We start from the raw sequence: 19,686 nt of genomic DNA on the forward strand, positions 1-19,686 counted from the left end.
ACCAGAGTGGCCAAATGGGGCAGACTGTAAATCTGCTGGTTTATACCTTCGGTGGTTCGAATCCATCTTCGCCCACAGAAAGAGTCTGTATGACAAATGTCAGACAGACTCTTTCTCTATTATTACTTCGCCAGAACTTCATTATATACTCAGAACTTTATTATATCGATGAGCATCAGCTTTTAATAGCGGATTTATAATGGTCCTGAAAACTTTTTGACGGGATTGCCACGTTCAAGACTGTCGTGATTGCTCCATTGACGCGTTTGCGAATCGGCTACGGCTTTGTCGTTTTGCTTATGGAACTTCAACAGGAGCCGTTCTCTTGCAAGAGTCTTGTTCTGCGATTGGGAACGTTCATCAGAGCATTTTACTGATAGTCCGGTTGGGGTATGAGTTGCTCGCACTGCGGTTTCGACCTTGTTGACATTCTGACCACCTTTTCCACCTGACCGACAGGTTTCATAAGTGATTTCCGACTCATCAATATGCGGCAGTTCCACTTCATCAAAGAAGTTGATGCCGACAAACCAGTTGCTGCGTTTGTGCCCGGGACGATATGGATTCTTTGTTGACCGCCAAAGTATCGTGCCTTGCCAGTCATTTACAATCGACAGAGGTATTGGTTCCGCCGTAGTGAATGTCATTGACATGAAGCAGCCGTCCACCTGATTGTGAGGTTCGCTATCTGTAAGTTCCAGATTGGGGATTGCCTTTAGCAGTTCGCGGGCAACGAGTGTGACAGCTCTTGCACATTCAACCGGACCTCGACCGGCAGTGATTTGTATATAGTGTTTCATTCTACGTTATCTTTAATGTTGAGTTTTGGTTTTATCATTGCCACGACCTCGACTGTCGGACGGATAAGTTCGAGTATCTCGCCAGTTGGTTTGTATGCCATCGGAGATTCATCAAGTGTTGCGGTGCAGACAGATGATGAGTAGATGCCGGTCATTGAAGTCTGAAATTCGCTCAGTGATATTTGTTTCTTGGCTTGGGCACGGCTCATGATGCGTCCGGCTCCATGCGGCGCAGTGTTGAGCCACTGCTCATTTCCATTTCCTATACAGATGGCGATACCGTCGCGCATATTGAACGGAATTGCCACTTTACGCCCCTCAGAGGCGTCGATTGCGCCCTTTCTTAACATTGGCACCTCATCTGTTACGGATATATAATTATGGGTAGTGAAGATGGATTCGAGACATTTAGCCTTACACAGCTTTTTGAGAATAACGAATATGCGGTCACGGATTATCTGATGATTATAGAGTGCGTAAGTCTGAGCGATTATCATATCCGAGAGATAACCCCGCAAAGCATCGCCCCAAAGATAACCGATGTATTTGGCACGTTTAGGATTCTGCGCAATATTACGCCAGTGATTGGCTACTTTGACTCCAAGATTTCGAGACCCACAGTGTATTGTCAGCCATCCGTCGCCCGACTCGATGTCTTCGCCATACTCGATAAAGTGATTTCCGCCACCGAGTGTGCCGATGCTTTTGTAGAACATCCCTTCCTGAAGTTTGATGCGGTGGCAGAAGTCTGTGATGAAACGTGCATCTATGCGAGGAGCTTCGTTGATAAGGTATGGAGCAACCGAGCGGGCTTTCTGATATTGCGAGTTCAGAAAACGAAACAATTCTTTTTCATTGAGTGAGTTCTTCGGGCAAATCTCCTTACCCGTTGGGATAGTCTCGCGGATGCGGTGATCGAGCAGCGGAAAGTCGTCAGGATTGACTCCACAAGAAAGGCGGTGCATCGAAATTGTGCAACCTATGTCAACCCCGACATGGTCAGGATTCACATAGATTCCTATCGGATAGGCGGTGCCGACATTACATGAGTTCCCGGCGTGGACATCGGGCATTTGCACGATAGGCACACCCTCCATTGCCGGATGGTCGCATAGTTCGGTTATCCAGTCGAGAGCCGACTGCTCTATGTTATCGGTGAATATCTCAACCGATGTTGCTTTTCCATTTATAATCATGCCGCAAAGTTGAGACACGAATGCGCAACTGATTTGCGCACTATTGGAAAATTTGTTATTTTTTTGTAAAAAAATCTGTCATGCCTCTCAACAGAACAATTCTTGTAAACAAACGTTGGAAATTAGCCTATTATAAACTAATTCTCAATACTTACTTATGAATATCAGCCATAGAAAGTGTCTTCATGACCATTCAGGCGCGTTCCTTAAAATTTCGAAATTGCCCCTGCGATACCTAAATTTTAAGGAACAAGCTCTTAACATCATCGCCCGACACTATGAAAACCCGGTAGAATGACGTTCGCTTAGTCATCCTTTTCAAAGAATTCTGACGAAAGCCACACAACAATATCCCAATCATCAGGCGTGACAGACAAGACGGTATCTTTAGAAGCGAGATGTACCTCATGACACGACTTTTGTTCTTGAGTCTGCTCAACTCTCCGATAGACAGGTTCGATTTCAATGTTGCCGTCTCCGTCCTTTGCTCCCCACAGACCATTTTCCGCTTGAAAGAGAGTTAGCGGTTTGGTTCCGGTGAAATTCGGCTTCAAGGGTTCTTTCGGCTTGTATTTTCCGGGCTGGCGTCTTCTTCTTTTAGGCATTGTCGAGGGTTATTAGATTTGGAGTGTTGGGAACAGTGTAATCAGCGTTCATAATTGCACCATTGGAGAATGTGATGCCGTTTTGTTCTAAGATTCCGTGTCGGGCGTGGAGATGACCGAATAGATGTGCTTTGAGGTGAAGGTCGGATAACTTCTTGAGTATCTCTTCTGATCCGTAGTTGATGCCGTCGTCATAATCAAGTATGCCGTATGCCGGTGAATGAGTAATCAAAACGTCAGTATCACCGGGGATTTTAGCATAGTTGCGACTCTGACGCTCGGTTATACAATCTTCCAGAAACATCGGAACACCATAAAACTTGACACCATCAATTTCAATTCCCGAGTTGGAGAGTTGATGTACGTTGTCAGGTAGTCCGTCAATGTTGGCATCATAGAGGCAATCATCATGGTTGCCACATATAAAGATTTTGTGTTTGTATGGCAAGTCACAAAACCAGTTGAGGAAATCCATGGCTTCCTGTTCGGTCCCTACCATGCAGAAGTCTCCTGAATGTACCACCACATCGGCATCAGGCAAATCCCGGAGCCGGTGGTGGCAGTTGTGAGTGTCGGAAAGATGTAGTATTTTCATTAAAGAAGTCCTGATTCGATTGCGCTGAGTGCTTCCTTATCGGAGTATTCAAAGGCGTTTATGAAGTTAATATCCGGATAACGTTCTGTAAGTTCCTCGTTATTGAGAACCTTGACAGGTAAATCCGAAAGAGATTTAAGTGCCTCAGTTGCCTTTGCCGATTTACCTGAGCCCTCGAAAACGAATGGCAGAGTTACGATTAACGCAACATTGCCAACACCATCTGATTTTGCAGACTTTGCTGCAATCTCTGCGAATTTGCCGCCTGTCATACCTCCGAGACCGGCAAGGATGTAAAGCTTTTCTACTCCTCTAAGTTTCTCTGTCGGGAATAAGTCGGACTCACATTGAAGGCTCAACGTTTCAAATCCTTTTTTGCGCAGTTTTGAAAGGCGTTCCATATCGGAATCTGCAAAAAGATATGCAGCCTCCTTGACCCAATGCGCATTGGCAAGGCGCATAATAGTTTCTGCCATATTGCAACCGGCGCCACCGATTGCAAGTATCATTGTCTTACTCATAATCTATATATAGTTGTTACTCCCGGCAAAGTTAACGTAAAGATGTCTCAGTTTTCGATACTACATCCGCGAATTCGTTGCAAAAATACTTAGTGTTTCATACTTATATTTTAGTGTTGGTACTCGTCTTTAATACGAAGAAGGATTTTGCATAATGCGTCACCACTGGTGTAATTTTGCGCTCATGAAAGAATTTATTGATTACTTTTTATTGCGCAGAATGGCTGCGCAGCGGCAATCTATCTTTGCATCGAAATATTAAAAACATCAGAATATGAATACACTTGAAGATTCGCGAGTGGGATTGAAGCGCATGTCGGCTGAAAGCCTGTGCGCAGTGGCAAAGCCATCAATACCAATCGCAATAGAAGGACATGACGTAAAGATATTTACGGACAACATCGAGGAGACCGCCTTGGAACAGATCAAGGAACTGCTTTCGATTGACGTATTTTCTGACAAGAAGATACGCATCATGCCAGACGTACACGCCGGTGCCGGGTGTGTCATCGGATTCACAGGAAACCTTGGTGACAAGGTAATTCCCAATATAGTGGGCGTTGACATAGGCTGCGGTATGCGCATTCTCAATCTTGGCAAACTCTCTGATATAGACTTTCACGCATTCCACGAGCATATCCGTGGTAACGTGCCTTCGGGTATGATCGTGCGAGAAGACCGTTTCGGTTTCAAGCCACTTGTCGGTGAAGAAATGGATATCTATCGGGAGGCAAAGCAACTCGTGACCGAACTTTACTGCTACCGTGAGATTAAAGACTCGGGGCGCATCAACAAGGCTATCGGTTCGCTCGGCGGCGGCAACCATTTCATCGAGCTCGACAAGGACGATGAGGGCAATGTTTACCTTGTGATACATACAGGTTCTCGAAACCTCGGCAAGCAGGTAGCCGACATCTATCAGGCAAAGGCAGTAAAGCACCTTACCGACGGAGCCGATGAGTTTGAAGACACAATCAAACGCACCATAGAGGAATACAAGGCGGCAGGTCGTCGGTCGGAGTTGCAGAGCGTGATTAAGAAGATGCGTAAGGAGCACCAAGAAGCAGAACCGAATCTTCCAGCCGCTCTTTGCTATGTCGAGGGCGAAGGGCGCGAGCGCTATCTCCACGATATGCGTCTCTGCCAGCGATGGGCAGTTCTTAACCGCAAACTCATATCGCTCTTGCTCATGCGGTTCTTCCCCGGCGTGGACGTAAAGGAGGAATTTGAATCTATACACAATTACATCAGCGATGAGAACATCATCCGCAAAGGCGCCATCTCAGCCGCAGAAGGGGAACGATGCATCATTCCTCTTAATATGCGCGACGGGTCGCTGCTTTGTACCGGCAAGGGTAATCCTGACTGGAACCGGTCGGCTCCTCATGGTGCAGGACGTGTTTTGAGCCGCACTCAGGCATACGATAAAATCACGCTGGAAGACTTCAAGGCATCCATGAAGGGTATCTATTCGGAGTCGGTCAACGACTTTACCCGCGACGAGTCGCCGATGGTCTATAAACCGGCAGTGGAAATCATTGCCAACATCGGCGAAACAGTCAACATCGACACTATCATCCGTCCGATCTTTAATTTCAAGGCGTCAAAATGAAAAATTGCAGCAACTTCAGACCGTAATCTTTGATATCAATGAAGAGGGCGCGATGCGGGCATGGACTTTGAAGAAGGATGTATTTTGACTTCAATCTTAATCCTGTATCGCAGAATGCGGCAGGATTTGATTATCTTTGCGGTACAAAACTCAAACAGATATGAACCAACTGCAAAAATACACTTGGCTGATTGACACAATCCGCCGTGCCGGGAAGATTTCACACAAGGATCTTTCCGACCGCTGGTCACGCAACAAAGATTTCAGTGACGGACGCGAACTTCACCGTGCCACATTCAACCGCTGGCGTGACGCGATCTACGAGCAGTTCGGAATCATGATTGACTGCCAGAAAGTCGGCGGTTATCTTTACTATATCTCCAATCCCGAGGATATTGACGAGGACAAGCTCAAAAAGTGGATGCTCGACTCATTTGCCATCGGCAATATAATCGGCGAAAACCTCTCATTGAAAGGTCGTATATTGATTGATGAAATTCCGTCAGGGCGTCATCATCTGACCACCATCCTGGATGCGATGAAGGAGAACCGGGTAGTGAATATTGCATACCGCCCGTTCAAGAAGGAGCATGGTTACAGTTTCCCCATTGAACCGTATTGTGTGAAACTGTTTGATAACCGCTGGTACGTGCTTGGCCGCAACAACCGCGATGAGATAAAAATTTACGGTCTTGACCGTCTGGAGAGCGTAGAACCGACAGACACCCTGTTCAAGTTGCCGAAAGATTTTGATGCTACAGAGTATTTCGCGACTAAATTCGGTGTGGTTATCGGATACGATGTCAAGCCTGAGAGAATAGTGATCCGAGCCAACGAAGACCATAAACATTACCTGAAATCACTCCCTCTTCATCATAGTCAGCGACTTATTGAGGATTACGGTGAATATGCCGATTTTGAATTGTATCTCTCGCCGACCTACGATTTCATAATGAAGTTGCTCCATGTCGGTTCGATGATGGAAGTGATCAGTCCGGCATCACTCCGCAAAGAGATGAAAGGCTGGATTTCGGATATGTATGAACTTTATAAGAACGACTGAAGATGCAGGATTTTGTAGCAATAGATTTTGAGACAGCCAATGGCAGACGTTCCAGCGTATGCAGCGTCGGCATTGTGATTGTCCGTGGCGGTGAGATTGTTGACAAATTTTACAGTCTTATTCAGCCTGCCCCCAACTACTATACATATTGGACAACTAAAGTTCACGGCATAACCCGTCGTGACACCGACGGGCAACCGACATTCCCTGAAGTATGGGCACAGGTGGCAGATAAAATCAAAGGGTTGCCTCTCGTAGCCCACAACCGACCTTTTGACGAAAGCTGCTTAAAGGCTGTATTTGAGGAATATGGCATGGAATATCCCGGTTACGAATTTCATTGCACACTTGCAGCTTCACGCCGCTGTCTTGACATACCCAGCCACCAGCTCCACCTCTCGGCAGCCGCCTGTGGTTATGAAATGGAAAACCACCATCATGCGCTTTGTGATGCCGAGGCTTGTGCCGCCATAGCGTTGAAATTACTTTAAAGCTCGCTCCCCCAAAAACCAAATTTTAAGGTACGCACTATAAATCATTCATTGGGACAAAAGGATAAATCACGGTCAAAAGGAAAGAGTCCGGTACAATACCGAACTCTTTCAATCACCTGACAATGTTTAGCCTGTCCAAATTCGTGGGGGGACACTTCATTGTCAGATAGTCTATCTTTTGTCATCTGTCTGGGTATACGCAGATTAAATGGAAAGTCTTCTTAATGTGGAGAGAAGATCTTGATTTATCGGTTTGTCGTTCTTGATTGCCTTGGTGAAAGGCACATATGTGATCTCGTCGTTCTTGATGCCGATCATCACATTGCGCTGGTCATCGAGCAACGCATCTACAGCGGCTGCACCCATGCGTGAGGCGAGGATACGGTCGTGAGCCGTGGGGGAGCCGCCACGCTGAAGGTGTCCGAGAATCGAGACACGCACATCATACTCAGGATATTCCTCTTTTACACGCTGCGCAAGACCCATCGCACCTCCGGTGATAGGAGACTCGGCAACAAGCACAATCGATGAGTTCTTTGATTTGCGGAAGCCATTCTTGATAAGTTCAGAAAGCTGGTCTACCTGAGTCGAGATCTCGGGAATGATGGCAGCCTCCGCGCCCGACGCAATCGCACCGTTGAGCGCAAGGAAACCGGCATCGCGTCCCATCACCTCGATAAAGAAAAGACGTTCGTGGGAAGTCGCTGTATCGCGTATCTTGTCGACACATTCCATAATCGTGTTGAGTGCAGTGTCATAACCGATAGTAGTGTCGGTGCCGTAAAGGTCATTGTCTATCGTGCCGGGCAGGCCTATGATAGGAATTGAGAACTCGTTGGCAAATATACGCGCACCGGTAAGTGAACCGTCTCCACCGATCACCACAAGAGCATCGATGCCGCGACGCTTCATCACATCATAGGCGCACTGACGCCCCTCTTCTGTCTGAAACTCCTTGCAACGGGCTGTCTTGAGGATAGTGCCTCCGCGCTGTATGATATTGGAAACATTCTGCGTGGAAAACTCCTCAATCTCATCGTAGATAAGTCCGCGATATCCGCGATAGATTCCAAACACTTTAAAACCTGCGAAAATCGCGGCACGGGTGACTGCCCTTACAGCCGCGTTCATTCCGGGAGCGTCACCTCCGGAGGTAAGGATACCTATAGATTTAATCTTATTCATAATCCTGATTCTTAGAAGCTCTTTCATTATACCTTATGAAGCCGGTGTATCCTGCTTGAAATTCCAGTAATACCCTATAAACTTCATTTTTACAACAATCTTTCCGCAAAAGTAGTCATTATTTATTAAATTTGCACCGCTGATTGACAAAAAAAGTTTTAAGAAGTCTACATGATGCATAATATATCCGGCATCTCCGCCGCCGGTCCTCGCGCCGTAACTGTCGGCACATTCGACGGTGTCCATCTCGGACACCGCAAAGTGGTTGAATATCTGTCTGAGCAAAGCAAACCCAAAGGTCTGCTTCCTACGGTAATAACATTCGAACCTCACCCGCTTGCCGTAGTCGCGCCTGAGAGAGCGCCACTGCTGCTCGAGACACCGGAAGAGCGTGAAAAATGCCTGCGTAAAACAGGTGTGGAAGTAATAGTGATCGAGTTTAACGAATCATTACGGAAATTGACCGTGAGACAATGGTTTGAACGACTTGCCACAGAATATAATACAAAACTTCTTATTGCCGGATATGACAACACATTCGGATCCGACGGCATATCAATGAGTATCAGCGAATATGAAGAAATCGGGAAAGAATACGGCATAGAAGTTATGGAGGCACCTGTTGTGAAAGGAGTCAGTTCCACAAACATCCGCCGTGCACTCGCCGAAGGCGACACAGTAGCGGCGGCACGGATGCTTGGCAGGCGTTTCTCAATCAGCGGCATTGTAACACACGGGCGTGAACTCGGACGCAGTCTCGGCTTTCCCACCGCCAACATAAAGACTGATGCATCGCTGCTCCTTCCGGCACCCGGCGTATATGCGGCAGACGCCATTCTGAGCGACGGCAGCCGCTACCGCGCCGTAGTGAATATCGGCACAGCCCCGACCATAAGCCAGGGACTTCCACTCACAACCGAAGCCCATCTGACAGGCTTCTCCGGCAACCTCTACGACAGCGAACTTAGACTCGAATTCCTCCGTCGCCTTCGCGATGAAAAAAAATTCGGCGACATATCCGAACTTAAAGCCGGAATTGCAAACGACATAACCGATGCACAAAACATATGATTTGTGCAAAAATTTGATTTAGTCAGATTTGTTTGTTATCTTTGTCTGATTTATAAAATCAAACATAATGGCAGAGATAGAAGTTATCAATTTCGCGGACACTCCGAGTATCGTAAACCGTTACATGCTGGAGCTACGCGACATCAATATCCAGAAAGACCCGCTACGGTTCCGCACCAATCTCGACAGGATAGGTGAAATCATGGCTTACGAGATTTCAAAACGCCTCAACTATAAGAACACTGAGGTGCAGACTCCGCTCGGCATGTCTGTATGCCGCGAACCGTCAGATAATATAGTGCTCGCCACTATCCTCCGGGCCGGACTTCCGTTCCATCACGGCTTTCTTAATTATTTCGACAGAGCCGAGAATGCGTTCGTCAGCGCATACAGAAAATATAAAGAGAAGGGTGACACCTTCGATGTGCTTATCGAATATCTCGCCTCTCCGTCAATCGAGGGAAAGACCCTGCTTCTTGTCGACCCGATGCTGGCGACAGGCAGCTCGATGGAACTTGCCTATCGCGCTCTCCTCTCCAAGGGAGAACCCGCCCGCATACATATCGCTTCAGTGATCGCCTCACGCCAGAGTGTGAAATATATCTGCGACCGTTTCCCGGCAGAAAAGACCACTTTATGGTGCGGAGACATCGATGAAGAGGTCAATGCGCATTCATATATCGTGCCGGGTCTCGGAGATGCCGGTGATCTCGCTTTCGGAACCAAAGAATAATAAAAGAATAATAATTGAAAGAGCCTTGATTCTTGAGCATATCGACATATTGAATTTCAAGAATATCCGCGACGCAAGACTCGATTTCTGCGATGGGGTGAATTGTCTGCTGGGGAAAAACGGCATGGGGAAAAGCAACCTTCTCGAAGCCATTTATTTCCTTGGCATGTGCCGTCCCATGAGTTCTATTCCGGAAAGCGCACTGATTCTTCACGGAGAAGAGATGCTGATGGTCAAAGGGCAATATTCTATGGATACCGGGGCTTCCGAAGAGGTTAGCTGCGGCATTGTGCGCGGAAAGGGTAAAACTCTCAAACGCAACGGAAAGGAATATGACCGTATTTCGGAGCATATCGGCAGATTCCCAGTGGTCACAGTCACTCCTTCCGACAGCGAGCTGGTGACCGGCGCGGCGGAAGTGCGCCGCAAACTGATGGATATGGTCATCTCTCAGGCAGACCGGACATATCTGGCTCAGCTGATACGCTACAACAAATCGCTGGAATCACGCAACCGTATGCTGCGTGCCGGACTTTCGGACCAGTTGCTGTTTGAGGCTATCGAAGCACAGCTTTCGGAAACCGCTCTCTCAATCCACGCCACGCGCAGAGAATGGACGGAGGAAATCTCGCCCGTGTTCCGGAAGTATTATTCAATGATTTCCGGGGATGCCGAAACCGCATCTATGAAATACAAGAGTGTGCTCAACGACAAGACTCCTCTCCAGGTCTTCAATGAAGACAGGAGCCGGGATCTCGCTTTAGGATATACATCGCGCGGGATTCACAGAGATGATCTCGACACAGGTCTGGGCGAATATTCCATGCGTCGGCTTGGAAGCCAGGGACAGGTGAAATCATACACCGTTGCATTACGTCTCGCCATATTCGACTATCTCAAGGAGAGAAGCGGTGTCACACCGGTGCTTCTCCTTGATGACATTTTCGACAAACTTGATTCGGAAAGAGTAAGAAGAATAATGGAACTTGTGAGCACCGGCGGGAATTTCAGACAAATTTTCATTACCGACACCAACCGCGAGCACCTCGACGAGACCATCGCATCTCTCCAAGGGGAGAGCCGAATGTTTGAGGTCGCAGACGGAAATTTCAATCTTATCTGTCAGAATGAGAAGAAATGAAGTTCAATCCATAGGAGATGTGCTCCGGCTCACCATCCAGGAGTGCAACATGACGGCAAGACTCGATGAGCAAAAGGCAATCGGGCTGTGGAAACCTGTTGTGGGAGACCACATAGCGCGTCTTTGCGGACCGCCGGCGGTGAAACTCGGAGTCATGACGATTTCTGTCTCCTCCCCTCCGTTGCGTCATGAATTGACCATGAACCGCACCTCCATTATAAAATGCATAAACGGCAAACTCGGAAAGAATGTGATTTCCGAAATTAGATTTGTCGGGTAAAAGAAATGACAATAATTTCAAAACAGGACAATGAATCCGCATAATATACCGCCTCTGTCGGAATTCAGATACCAGACAGACCTTCAGATACGTTTCAGGGACGTCGACGTACTCGGACACGTCAACAACACCATATACCTTTCCTTCTACGACACCGGGAAGGCATGGTTCTTCAGCAACATCCTTGACCGGGCCATAGAATGGAGCAAGGTGGAGACAGTGATAGCCAATGTTGACTGCTGCTATATAGCCCCGATTTTCTTCGGAGAGAAAGTAGTCGTGCACACCCGTTGCGAATTCATATCGGACCGCAGCTTCAAGCTCATGCAGGTCATCGCTCTCAAGGATTCGGGAGAAATCAAATCCGCATGTGAGACTGTCATGGTATGCTTTGACCCTGCCACTCAGCAATCTATCCCCATGCCGGCACACTGGCGTGACGCACTCGAAAAATCAATGACAAAATGACAACCATACAAAACGATATGCTCTCGATCCTCAGGAAAGAGGCTCAGGCAATTCTCGACATCCCGGTCAGCGACGCCTACGACCGCGCCGTAGAACTGATAGTGGAACATGTGAACCGCCGTGGCGGCAAGCTGATCACATCTGGCATGGGCAAAGCCGGGCAGATAGCCATGAACATATCCACTACCTTCAGTTCCACAGGCACTCCGTCAGTATTCATGCACCCGTCCGAAGCCCAGCACGGCGACCTCGGTGTGATACAACGCCATGACCTGCTTCTGCTTCTCAGCAATTCCGGAAAGACCAGGGAAATCCTTGAACTCATAGAACTTGCAAGAGTCTTGAACCCTGAGATACCGATAATCGTTATAACAGGAGATGCCGACAGCATTCTGGCGCAGACAGGCGATGTCACATTATGGACCGGAGGCGCGCCTGAGGTCTGTCCGCTCGGACTGACTCCAACGACCTCCACCACTATGATGACCGTAATCGGCGACGTTCTGGTTGTATCCACAATGAAAGCTATCGGATTTTCTACGGAGGATTATGCCAAACGTCACCACGGCGGATATCTGGGTCATAAATCGAGAGAAGCCATAAAGCCATAAGGAAAAAATGCCACAAAGGCAATAAATTCAGAATAAGGATATGATAATGATAGAGATACCCGTTGACCTCAAAAAGGTTGACAAGAAATCGGGAGACCGCGAGATAGCGGAAGCTGTGATCACGTGCCGCAAGACAGCAGAAAGTCTTGCATCTGAAAACCGCTATATTGACTCCATGGAGCGTATCGTGGAAGGTTTGAGAACATTACGCGGTTTCTCAAGCTACAGCGACCACGAATTCAGAGCGCTCCTCGTCGGGCTGCTGTTTGATCTTTCCGAGATTCATTTCCAGCTGAAAGATTATAAGCAAAGCGAAAAAGAACTCGATGTGCTTTTCAAGGTGCTTGAGAACCTTATCAAAGAAGATGCCGAACGCTTCGGCAAATATCATATCCTCGCAATGGAACTCTCGACCAGAATACTCCGCTCTCGCAAAAAGACAATGGAGCTTCTCGTAAAGCAGCAGATCAACGCCGGAGTCCTTTATGACAAAGTAAACGCAGGCGTAAGCGCTGCCACCGACAGGCTTATCGAGTCTCTACGCAATGTCGGCGAGCTTCTCGCATCCACCGGCGACTACCGCGCGGCACTCAAGTTCTATTCCGAAGCAATCAAGCTGTCGAAAAAACGCGCCGGCAAAGTCACACGCCGCGAAGTGAAGATGACCATCGAGATGGCAAAGATAATGATGCGTCTCAATCAGATGCGCCCTCGCGCAAGACGCCTTCTTGAGGCTGTGCTGCCTCATGCCATAGCCCTTGAGACAATAGAGCTTGAAGAAGACATACTCGCACTGATCGAGATAATCGATACCGACAACCGCAACGAGACTGGTTGGAAAGCGTTTCTGCATAAAGTGCAGAAAGAGGCGAAAAGCCGCATATCCAGAATAAAGAAGGACAAAACAGAAAACATCTGATCGTATAAATGTCAACCATACTGAACACCAACGGCGCGGAACTTGAGATTCCGCGCATCATTGATGCAGAGGGATTCAAATGCGCCATATTCACGTCAAAATGGAATCCGGAAGTAACACATGCCCTGCGCGACGGTGCCATCGAAGTGCTCCACAAGGCAGGAGTTGAAGATAAAAACCTTTTCATCGAGGATGTGCCCGGCACTGTTGAGCTTGCCAATGCCGCAGGTATGGCACTGACTTCAATGCCCGACCTTTCGGCAATCATTATCATAGGATGCGTAATCCGCGGCGATACCCCCCATTTCGACTATGTATGCCAGATTGTTGCCCAGGCGTCAGCCGAGCTTAATGCCAAAGGGCGCACGCCGGTCATATTCGGAGTGCTGACAGTGGAAAATCTGCAGCAGGCTCTCGACCGTGCGGGAGGAAATCTCGGCAACAAAGGCTCGGAAGCAGCCGTAGCCGCCATTGAAATGGCAAACCTCCACTCGCGAGCCGCCGGACTGCGTTTCGCACCATTCCGCGAATAAAAGAGACCCTGTCGGCGCGACACGTTCATCTGCGAAAATTTAACATTTTTACAATACGTTTTAACAAAATCGGTTGCAATATCGCAACCGATTTTGTCGTTTATGCATTACAAACACAGGGAAATGCATGCCATCATAATGAATCTTGAACCAGACATCCCGTAAACGCGAATTGAAATCAAATAATAATCAATTACACTGTAGCCAATCATAAAGACACTTTTTTTCATGACTTAGATATGTTTCAACAAGCCTTAAACTATGCCTTGGCGAAAAACATAATTGTCTAAATTTTGGGTTATATACATTAGTAATTTCTATCGTCTGCCCGAAATCCGGAGCGTCCGCGCGCGGTCATTGCACTGACCTGAGACGCCTTTGTTCCGGAAACTAAGGCAGGAAAATCTCTTCACATCGTGAGATGCGAGGAGATTTTTTCTTTAGAGTCCGCAATCTACTTGCGGCTTGTCGCCATACCCTGGCCATACCCTGTCGTGAAGTTTCAGGAATTTGCCGTTTTTCGTTTTTATATTTCCGAATTTTTGCTTATTTTTGAGAATCGAAAGTTTTTATCTGTTACAACCCATGAAAAATAACACAAAAACCGCCAACGAAATATTCGACCGCAGCGTTGCCGACTATCATAAGACCGACAACGTAGACGCTCCGTGCATGAATCCATATGAAGAAGGAACGCTCGAAGCCATATTCTACAATAAAAACTGGGTGGACGCAGTGCAGTGGCATCTTGAAGACATCATCCGCGATCCCGAGATAGATCCCGTAGAGGCAGTTGCCCTGAAACGCCGCATAGACCGCTCGAATCAGGTCCGCACCGACATGGTGGAGGATATCGACACCTGGTTCAGAGATAAGTATAAGGATGTAACGCCTCGTGAAGACGCAACCATCAACACAGAATCACCGGCATGGGCGCTTGACCGTCTGTCAATTCTCGCATTGAAGATCTGGCACATGCGCGAGCAGGCTGAACGCACCGATGCATCCGAAGAGCATCTCGCCAAGAGCCGTGCGAAACTCGCGGTCCTTTTGGAACAACGCGAAGATCTGACAGCTGCAATAGACACTCTGCTTGAAGACATCAATGCCGGACGGAAATATATGAAAGTATACCGTCAGATGAAACTATACAATGACCCGGCGACAAATCCGGTGCTTTATGCAAAGAAAAAATAAATCACGAAATATTCTCATCAGCCGTTTCTCGGCTTTGGGCGATGTGGCGATGACGCTGCCATCGGTCTACAACGCGTGTTATGCCAACCCGCACGATAACTTCTATTTTCTGACCCGTAGTCATCCTGCACAGGTATTCATAAACAAACCCGAAAACCTCAGCGTGATAGGCATTGACCTTGACAATTACAAAGGTGTGGCAGGAATATGGAGACTCGCGCGCACATTGAGGTCAAGATTCCATATTGACACATATGTGGATCTTCATGATGTATTGCGCACCAAGCTGTTGAGGAAATTTCTTATGATGAGCGGCGTGAAGTGCCGGCATATCGACAAGGGACGTGCCGAGAAACGCAATCTGACGCGTCCCAACCGCAAGATGCTTATTCAACTCAAACCGACTCCGAAACGATACGAAGAGGTTTTCAGCATTGCAGGAATCACTCTCGCCGACACATTCCGCTCTCTTTATGGCGAAGGGAAAGGGAATCCTCTCGAATTCATGGAAGTAAGTCCGCCCAAAAAAGAGGGTGAATACTGGCTTGCCATCGCACCTTTTGCAAAACACAAAGGTAAAATCTATCCGTTTGAACTGGTAGAGAAGGTTGCTGAGCATTTTGCCGTCCGCCCGGACACAAAGATATTTGTTTTCGGATTCGGAAAAGAGGAAGAGAAGCAGATATCCGCGCTTTCCGGGAAATTCCCCGACATCGTCAACATTGCCTCTGCATCGCTCGGCATTGGTGCCGAGTTGTCTTTGCTGAGCCATTGCGATGCGATGCTCTCGATGGATTCCGCCAACATGCATCTCGCCTCTCTCGTATGTCTGCGCACGGTAAGTGTATGGGGAGCCACGCACCCTTACACCGGCTTTCTCGGCTGGCGACAAAACCCCGCAGACGCCGTGCAGCTGGATATGACATGCCGCCCATGCTCGGTATTCGGTAACAAACCTTGCATGCGCGGCGATTATCACTGTCTCCGGGGCATCTCTCCCCAGATGATTATCCAGAGGCTGTCTATATGAATGCTGTCCGCTCCGAAACCTGTATCATCAGGATTCGGAACCGGCGAATTCCATGAGATACGCCTTTATGAACTCATCTATCTCACCATCCATCACACCGTTCACATCGGATGTCTGATAGTTGGTGCGATGATCTTTCACACGGCGGTCATCAAAGACGTAACTGCGTATCTGGCTACCCCATTCGATTTTCTTTTTGCCTGCCTCAACTTTTGCCTGCTCCTCCATGCGGTGCTGCAACTCCTTNTCATAAAGGATTGAACGCAGCTGACGCATCGCGTTCTCCTTATTCTTCGGCTGGTCACGGGTCTCGGTATTCTCGATAAGGATCTCCTCCTCCTCTCCCGTGTATGGGTCTTTATACTGATAACGCAGACGCACTCCCGATTCCACCTTGTTGACATTCTGACCTCCGGCTCCTCCGGAACGGAAGGTATCCCAGGATATGCGTGCCGTCTCCACATTCACCTCTATTGTATCGTCTACAAGAGGGGTTACAAATACAGAGGCAAAAGAAGTCATACGCTTTCCCTGAGCGTTATATGGACTTACACGCACGAGACGGTGCACTCCGTTCTCGCTCTTGAGGAAGCCATAGGCATAATCACCTTCCACATTAATAGTAACAGACTTGATTCCCGCCTCGTCACCATCGAGGATCTGGGCGATGGATGTCTTATAGCCGTGACGTTCCGCATAACGCAGATACAGGCGCATCAGCATCTGCGCCCAGTCCTGACTCTCTGTGCCGCCGGCACCGGAGTTGATTTTGAGCACCACGCCGAGCTTGTCTTCCTCGCGCCGCAGCATATTGCGGAGTTCAAGACGTTCGAGTTCCTTGACCACAGCCTCATACTGCTGGTCTACTTCCTGCTCCGTCACGAGTTCCTCCTTCACAAAATCAAAGGCGAGCTGAAGTTCCTCCACCTGCTTTTCAAGCGCGGTGNAGGAATCAATCCAGAAATGAAGCTCCTTGATCTTGCGCATCTGAGCCTCAGCCTTATCCCTGTCGTCCCAGAAGTCAGCGACATGCGTGCGCAATTCCTCCTCCTCGACTTCGATTCTTTTTGAATCTATGTCAAGATACCTTTTGAGCGCGGCAGTGCGCTCTTCAGCGTCTTTAAGTTGTTCGAGTGTTATCATTCGTTATACATTTTTTCAATCTCTGCCGCATAGCGTTCATTTACGATGGGGCGTCTTACCTTCATGGTGTTGGTCACCTCTCCGTTCATTATCGAGAAATGATGCGGTAGGAGAGTTATCTTTTTTATCTTCTCGAATTCCGCAAGATCCGCCTGCACCGGTTTTATCTCCGACATTATGAACGCCACGGTGCGCGGATCGGCACACAACGCCACACTGTCAGTGGTCTGCATACCTTCCTTCTCCGCCCATCTCCGCAATTGCGACAGGTTAGGCACCACAAGAGCCGTGACATATTTCCGTTTGTCTCCGATCACAGCCACTTCGTCTATGTATTTGTTTTCGGCAAGACGGCTCTCCAGCATCTGCGGGGCTATGTACTTGCCGTTCGAAGTCTTGAAAAGGTCTTTTACACGTTCGGTGAGCACAAGCGCGCCTGATGGCGTGAAATGTCCCGCATCACCTGTGCGGAAATACCCGTCTTCCGTAAAGGCTTTTGCATTCGCTTCCGGATTATTGTAATATCCGGGAGTCACGGTGGGTGCCTTTACCAGAATCTCGCCGTTATCGTCTATCCGCACTTTCACACCCGGCAAGGGCAAGCCAACTGTTCCGATCTCGTAATCTGTTTCAGGAAAGCAGCTTACTGTGGCTGTGGTCTCGCTAAGACCGTAGCCGATTATTATGTCGATTCCCACTGAATGCATGAATTCACAGATACGGTCGCTCAGTGGCGCTCCCGCAGTAGGGAAGAAATTCGGATTCGGAATGCCTATAGCACCCTTCAGTTTGGAGAATATGCGTTTATCCCAGAACTTATACTCCTTCTCGACATACCAAGGCGCCCTCTTGCCACGCCTTCTGTAGTGGAGATTACGTCTGCGTCCCACGCTTATCGCGCGGTTCACCAAAGTCCTCTGCATCGGACTCATCGCCGCGATCTTCTCCTTGACACCGGCATATACCTTCTCCCAGAACCTCGGCACACAGCACATAAGATTGGGATGCACCTCATGGATAGTGTCCTGAATCAGGCGGGGATCATAATTGACCGCAACTGCGAGTCCGCGCGAAATACAGAAGAAGCACCATGCTTTCTCGAGGATGTGAGACATCGGGAGGAACGCCATTGAAAGGTCATCATCGCTGATTGTTGTCAGCATCTCGAGATGCATCTCAATAGCCGCATCATAATTGCCATGGGTTATGACCACCCCTTTGGGTTCGCCGGTCGTGCCTGAAGTATATATCAGCGTAGCCATATCTTCCGGCAGACCGCCGGATGCCCGCCTTTCTACCTCTCGGGCTGTCTCTTCCGTGGCGTTCATGCCGAGACGCACAAAGTCGTCCCAGAAAATAGAGACCGTATCGTCTTCCCTCAAATCAAGACCATCGTTCTTGAAGATGACGATTTTCCGTATTTTATCGGGATGGGATTTCCAATGATTATATGCAAGAGGATACTGATGACTGTCGCCCACAAAAAGGACAGAAGCACCCCCATCGGAAACTATGAAATCATATTGGGTCTGCGAACTACTCGAATATATAGGAATAGACGCGAGACGATTCTTGAACGCTCCCAACTCCGTTATCAATATCTGCGGGGTATTGGGAGAGCAGATGGCTATCGTATCTTTCTCTAAAAGTCCAAGCATCGCCAGCGATTTCGCTGCCACATCCACCTGGACGGCAAACTCCTCCCAGGGAGTCGAAAGCCATTCACCATCCTTGCGCCAGCAGAAGCGGTAGGCTTCTCGTCCCTTTAGCTTCAGCGCATTCTTGGCTACTATTTCAACCAGTTTATTTGCCATTGGTTTACACGAACTGTGTGATTACTCTTCTAAAACGGTACAGCCGTTCCACATAGTTCACTGCAAAATTAACAAAATTCCCCCCAACCGCCAAACCTATACCCCAAAACTACGCACGGGCTTCATCCTTGAATCTATGCAAAACTCCTCGATTGAGTTCTGCGACAAAGGTATCTTGGGAGCAGCTGTTGATCGCAACGGCTGCCTGAGACTAAGAGCTTGTTTAAAAATAATCGGAAATAACGAATTTCGCAAAGATGCCTTTGTGGTCGGAGAACCATGTGCCGGCAGGAGTGGCAATGCTGTCGGCTGAAGTTTCCTCAGTTCTCTCGGTCCGGCACATGGATGCACGCGGACCGACAATTACAGCCTCAAGAGGCTTCACTCTCCGGCTGCCGAAGATGAAGTCTATCCGGTCACGGTCATCGGCATTAGGCGCCCAACAGATCTTTTCAGCCGGTAGCGTAGGCACATCAGAGGGATAAGTGATACCGGGATTCTTAACCGGATCTGGATAGAGCGCCCTCCACATGTCCGTAAAACCATTATCATCAAGCAGTTTCGTCACGGACCACTCAACGGCAAAACCATTATGGTCAAACATCTGCGCCGTCTCCTGAATCCAGTCCTTGAACGAGGGTTCGTTGAAATCACCTCCCATCAGGATTTCATAAC

The 19,686-nt window shown here is 48.3% G+C and carries 22 protein-coding genes and 1 pseudogene; 14 read left to right on the forward strand and 9 right to left on the reverse strand.

Annotation, left to right across the window (positions count from 1 at the left end; genetic code table 11):
- A partial coding sequence (locus tag JX312_RS01140; RefSeq protein ID WP_204456659.1) for a hypothetical protein occupies positions 1–200 on the forward strand: 200 nt, incomplete at its 5' end.
- Here JX312_RS01140 and prfH read toward each other — a convergent pair.
- The 5 genes from prfH to JX312_RS01165 form a co-directional block, all read right to left on the reverse strand.
- A complete protein-coding gene (prfH, locus tag JX312_RS01145) occupies positions 195–800 on the reverse strand; it encodes a peptide chain release factor H (protein WP_123404416.1) in 606 nt (201 codons plus the stop codon). The two genes, JX312_RS01140 and prfH, sit on opposite strands and share 6 nt — an antisense overlap.
- Positions 797–1,996, reverse strand: coding sequence for an RtcB family protein (locus JX312_RS01150; protein ID WP_128707333.1), 1,200 nt, complete (start codon positions 1,994–1,996; stop codon positions 797–799). The genes prfH and JX312_RS01150 overlap by 4 nt, the downstream gene beginning before the upstream one ends.
- A 305-nt stretch (positions 1,997–2,301) precedes the next feature.
- On the reverse strand, positions 2,302–2,601 hold the full coding sequence (locus JX312_RS01155; protein ID WP_123404420.1) for a hypothetical protein: 300 nt from the start codon (positions 2,599–2,601) through the stop codon (positions 2,302–2,304).
- Complete coding sequence (locus JX312_RS01160; RefSeq protein WP_123404422.1) at positions 2,594–3,196, reverse strand: metallophosphoesterase; 603 nt, start codon at positions 3,194–3,196, stop codon at positions 2,594–2,596. Before JX312_RS01160 ends, JX312_RS01155 begins: the two co-directional genes overlap by 8 nt.
- Entirely contained in the window at positions 3,196–3,717 is a 522-nt protein-coding gene (locus JX312_RS01165; protein WP_204456660.1) for a hypothetical protein, read from the reverse strand. The genes JX312_RS01160 and JX312_RS01165 overlap by 1 nt, the downstream gene beginning before the upstream one ends.
- Before the next feature lie 274 nt (positions 3,718–3,991).
- Between JX312_RS01165 and JX312_RS01170 the strand changes: the two genes are divergently transcribed.
- The 3 genes from JX312_RS01170 to JX312_RS01180 all read left to right on the forward strand — a co-directional run bounded on the left by JX312_RS01170 (position 3,992) and on the right by JX312_RS01180 (position 6,883).
- Positions 3,992–5,329 (forward strand): RtcB family protein, encoded by a 1,338-nt coding sequence (locus tag JX312_RS01170; RefSeq protein WP_239653759.1) that lies wholly within the window; start codon positions 3,992–3,994, stop codon positions 5,327–5,329.
- A gap of 160 nt (positions 5,330–5,489) precedes the next feature.
- A complete protein-coding gene (locus tag JX312_RS01175; protein WP_123404427.1) occupies positions 5,490–6,392 on the forward strand; it encodes a YafY family protein in 903 nt (300 codons plus the stop codon).
- A 2-nt stretch (positions 6,393–6,394) separates the two neighbouring features.
- Entirely contained in the window at positions 6,395–6,883 is a 489-nt protein-coding gene (locus JX312_RS01180; protein ID WP_128707331.1) for a 3'-5' exonuclease, read from the forward strand.
- A 207-nt stretch (positions 6,884–7,090) separates the two neighbouring features.
- Here JX312_RS01180 and pfkA read toward each other — a convergent pair whose 3' ends face one another.
- Complete coding sequence (gene pfkA, locus JX312_RS01185; RefSeq protein WP_123404530.1) at positions 7,091–8,071, reverse strand: 6-phosphofructokinase; 981 nt, start codon at positions 8,069–8,071, stop codon at positions 7,091–7,093.
- 171 nt (positions 8,072–8,242) lie between these two features.
- On the opposite strand from pfkA, the gene ribF reads away from it, so the two are divergent.
- The 10 genes from ribF to JX312_RS01235 all read left to right on the forward strand — a co-directional run bounded on the left by ribF (position 8,243) and on the right by JX312_RS01235 (position 16,054).
- Positions 8,243–9,142, forward strand: a complete 900-nt coding sequence (gene ribF / locus JX312_RS01190; protein WP_123404431.1) for a riboflavin biosynthesis protein RibF — start codon at positions 8,243–8,245, stop codon at positions 9,140–9,142.
- A gap of 76 nt (positions 9,143–9,218) precedes the next feature.
- Positions 9,219–9,875: a uracil phosphoribosyltransferase gene (upp, locus tag JX312_RS01195; RefSeq protein WP_123404532.1), complete on the forward strand. Its 657-nt coding sequence runs from the start codon at positions 9,219–9,221 to the stop codon at positions 9,873–9,875.
- Complete coding sequence (locus JX312_RS01200) at positions 9,808–11,016, forward strand: DNA replication/repair protein RecF (protein ID WP_204456662.1); 1,209 nt, start codon at positions 9,808–9,810, stop codon at positions 11,014–11,016. Before upp ends, JX312_RS01200 begins: the two co-directional genes overlap by 68 nt.
- Entirely contained in the window at positions 11,003–11,296 is a 294-nt protein-coding gene (locus JX312_RS01205) for a DUF721 domain-containing protein (RefSeq protein ID WP_172469357.1), read from the forward strand. Before JX312_RS01200 ends, JX312_RS01205 begins: the two co-directional genes overlap by 14 nt.
- A 30-nt stretch (positions 11,297–11,326) precedes the next feature.
- Positions 11,327–11,764 carry a thioesterase family protein gene (locus JX312_RS01210; protein ID WP_204456664.1) on the forward strand — a complete coding sequence of 146 codons (438 nt, stop codon included), beginning with the start codon at positions 11,327–11,329 and terminating at the stop codon, positions 11,762–11,764.
- The gene (locus JX312_RS01215; RefSeq protein WP_123404439.1) at positions 11,761–12,375 is read left to right on the forward strand and encodes an SIS domain-containing protein; all 615 of its coding nucleotides are present in this window, start codon (positions 11,761–11,763) and stop codon (positions 12,373–12,375) included. The genes JX312_RS01210 and JX312_RS01215 overlap by 4 nt, the downstream gene beginning before the upstream one ends.
- Positions 12,376–12,415: 40 nt before the next feature.
- Positions 12,416–13,294 carry a hypothetical protein gene (locus tag JX312_RS01220; RefSeq protein ID WP_123404441.1) on the forward strand — a complete coding sequence of 293 codons (879 nt, stop codon included), beginning with the start codon at positions 12,416–12,418 and terminating at the stop codon, positions 13,292–13,294.
- A gap of 8 nt (positions 13,295–13,302) precedes the next feature.
- The gene (gene ribH, locus JX312_RS01225; RefSeq protein ID WP_204456665.1) at positions 13,303–13,827 is read left to right on the forward strand and encodes a 6,7-dimethyl-8-ribityllumazine synthase; all 525 of its coding nucleotides are present in this window, start codon (positions 13,303–13,305) and stop codon (positions 13,825–13,827) included.
- A 585-nt stretch (positions 13,828–14,412) separates the two neighbouring features.
- Entirely contained in the window at positions 14,413–15,024 is a 612-nt protein-coding gene (locus JX312_RS01230) for a DUF4254 domain-containing protein (RefSeq protein WP_123404445.1), read from the forward strand.
- On the forward strand, positions 15,008–16,054 hold the full coding sequence (locus JX312_RS01235; RefSeq protein WP_124030020.1) for a glycosyltransferase family 9 protein: 1,047 nt from the start codon (positions 15,008–15,010) through the stop codon (positions 16,052–16,054). The genes JX312_RS01230 and JX312_RS01235 overlap by 17 nt, the downstream gene beginning before the upstream one ends.
- A 27-nt stretch (positions 16,055–16,081) precedes the next feature.
- On the opposite strand, the gene prfB is transcribed toward JX312_RS01235, so the two are convergent.
- The 3 genes and pseudogenes from prfB to JX312_RS01250 all read right to left on the reverse strand — a co-directional run.
- Positions 16,082–17,197: a peptide chain release factor 2 gene (prfB, locus tag JX312_RS01240; protein ID WP_204456667.1), complete on the reverse strand. Its 1,116-nt coding sequence runs from the start codon at positions 17,195–17,197 to the stop codon at positions 16,082–16,084.
- On the reverse strand, positions 17,194–19,011 hold the full coding sequence (locus JX312_RS01245; protein ID WP_204456669.1) for a long-chain fatty acid--CoA ligase: 1,818 nt from the start codon (positions 19,009–19,011) through the stop codon (positions 17,194–17,196). The genes prfB and JX312_RS01245 overlap by 4 nt, the downstream gene beginning before the upstream one ends.
- Positions 19,012–19,234: 223 nt before the next feature.
- Positions 19,235–19,686 (reverse strand): annotated as a pseudogene (locus tag JX312_RS01250) (endonuclease/exonuclease/phosphatase family protein); the annotation flags it as partial.

Source organism: Barnesiella sp. CU968, from assembly GCF_905219685.1.
Lineage (GTDB): Bacteria > Bacteroidota > Bacteroidia > Bacteroidales > Muribaculaceae > Lepagella > Lepagella muris_A.

What these genes read in the sequence shown, in the direction of transcription:
- ribH (WP_204456665.1), top strand. Translation starts at nt 13,303, where the DNA reads ATGTCAACCATACTGAACACCAACGGCGCGGAACTTGAGATTCCGCGC.
- JX312_RS01170 (WP_239653759.1), top strand. Translation starts at nt 3,992, where the DNA reads ATGAATACACTTGAAGATTCGCGAGTGGGATTGAAGCGCATGTCGGCT.
- JX312_RS01200 (WP_204456662.1), top strand. Translation starts at nt 9,808, where the DNA reads ATGCGCATTCATATATCGTGCCGGGTCTCGGAGATGCCGGTGATCTCG.
- JX312_RS01235 (WP_124030020.1), top strand. Translation starts at nt 15,008, where the DNA reads ATGCAAAGAAAAAATAAATCACGAAATATTCTCATCAGCCGTTTCTCG.
- JX312_RS01155 (WP_123404420.1), bottom strand. Translation starts at nt 2,601, where the DNA reads ATGCCTAAAAGAAGAAGACGCCAGCCCGGAAAATACAAGCCGAAAGAA.
- JX312_RS01230 (WP_123404445.1), top strand. Translation starts at nt 14,413, where the DNA reads ATGAAAAATAACACAAAAACCGCCAACGAAATATTCGACCGCAGCGTT.
- pfkA (WP_123404530.1), bottom strand. Translation starts at nt 8,071, where the DNA reads ATGAATAAGATTAAATCTATAGGTATCCTTACCTCCGGAGGTGACGCT.
- JX312_RS01220 (WP_123404441.1), top strand. Translation starts at nt 12,416, where the DNA reads ATGATAATGATAGAGATACCCGTTGACCTCAAAAAGGTTGACAAGAAA.
- JX312_RS01210 (WP_204456664.1), top strand. Translation starts at nt 11,327, where the DNA reads ATGAATCCGCATAATATACCGCCTCTGTCGGAATTCAGATACCAGACA.
- ribF (WP_123404431.1), top strand. Translation starts at nt 8,243, where the DNA reads ATGATGCATAATATATCCGGCATCTCCGCCGCCGGTCCTCGCGCCGTA.
- JX312_RS01180 (WP_128707331.1), top strand. Translation starts at nt 6,395, where the DNA reads ATGCAGGATTTTGTAGCAATAGATTTTGAGACAGCCAATGGCAGACGT.
- JX312_RS01245 (WP_204456669.1), bottom strand. Translation starts at nt 19,011, where the DNA reads ATGGCAAATAAACTGGTTGAAATAGTAGCCAAGAATGCGCTGAAGCTA.
- JX312_RS01150 (WP_128707333.1), bottom strand. Translation starts at nt 1,996, where the DNA reads ATGATTATAAATGGAAAAGCAACATCGGTTGAGATATTCACCGATAAC.
- JX312_RS01160 (WP_123404422.1), bottom strand. Translation starts at nt 3,196, where the DNA reads ATGAAAATACTACATCTTTCCGACACTCACAACTGCCACCACCGGCTC.
- JX312_RS01215 (WP_123404439.1), top strand. Translation starts at nt 11,761, where the DNA reads ATGACAACCATACAAAACGATATGCTCTCGATCCTCAGGAAAGAGGCT.
- JX312_RS01165 (WP_204456660.1), bottom strand. Translation starts at nt 3,717, where the DNA reads ATGAGTAAGACAATGATACTTGCAATCGGTGGCGCCGGTTGCAATATG.
- prfH (WP_123404416.1), bottom strand. Translation starts at nt 800, where the DNA reads ATGAAACACTATATACAAATCACTGCCGGTCGAGGTCCGGTTGAATGT.
- JX312_RS01175 (WP_123404427.1), top strand. Translation starts at nt 5,490, where the DNA reads ATGAACCAACTGCAAAAATACACTTGGCTGATTGACACAATCCGCCGT.
- JX312_RS01205 (WP_172469357.1), top strand. Translation starts at nt 11,003, where the DNA reads ATGAGAAGAAATGAAGTTCAATCCATAGGAGATGTGCTCCGGCTCACC.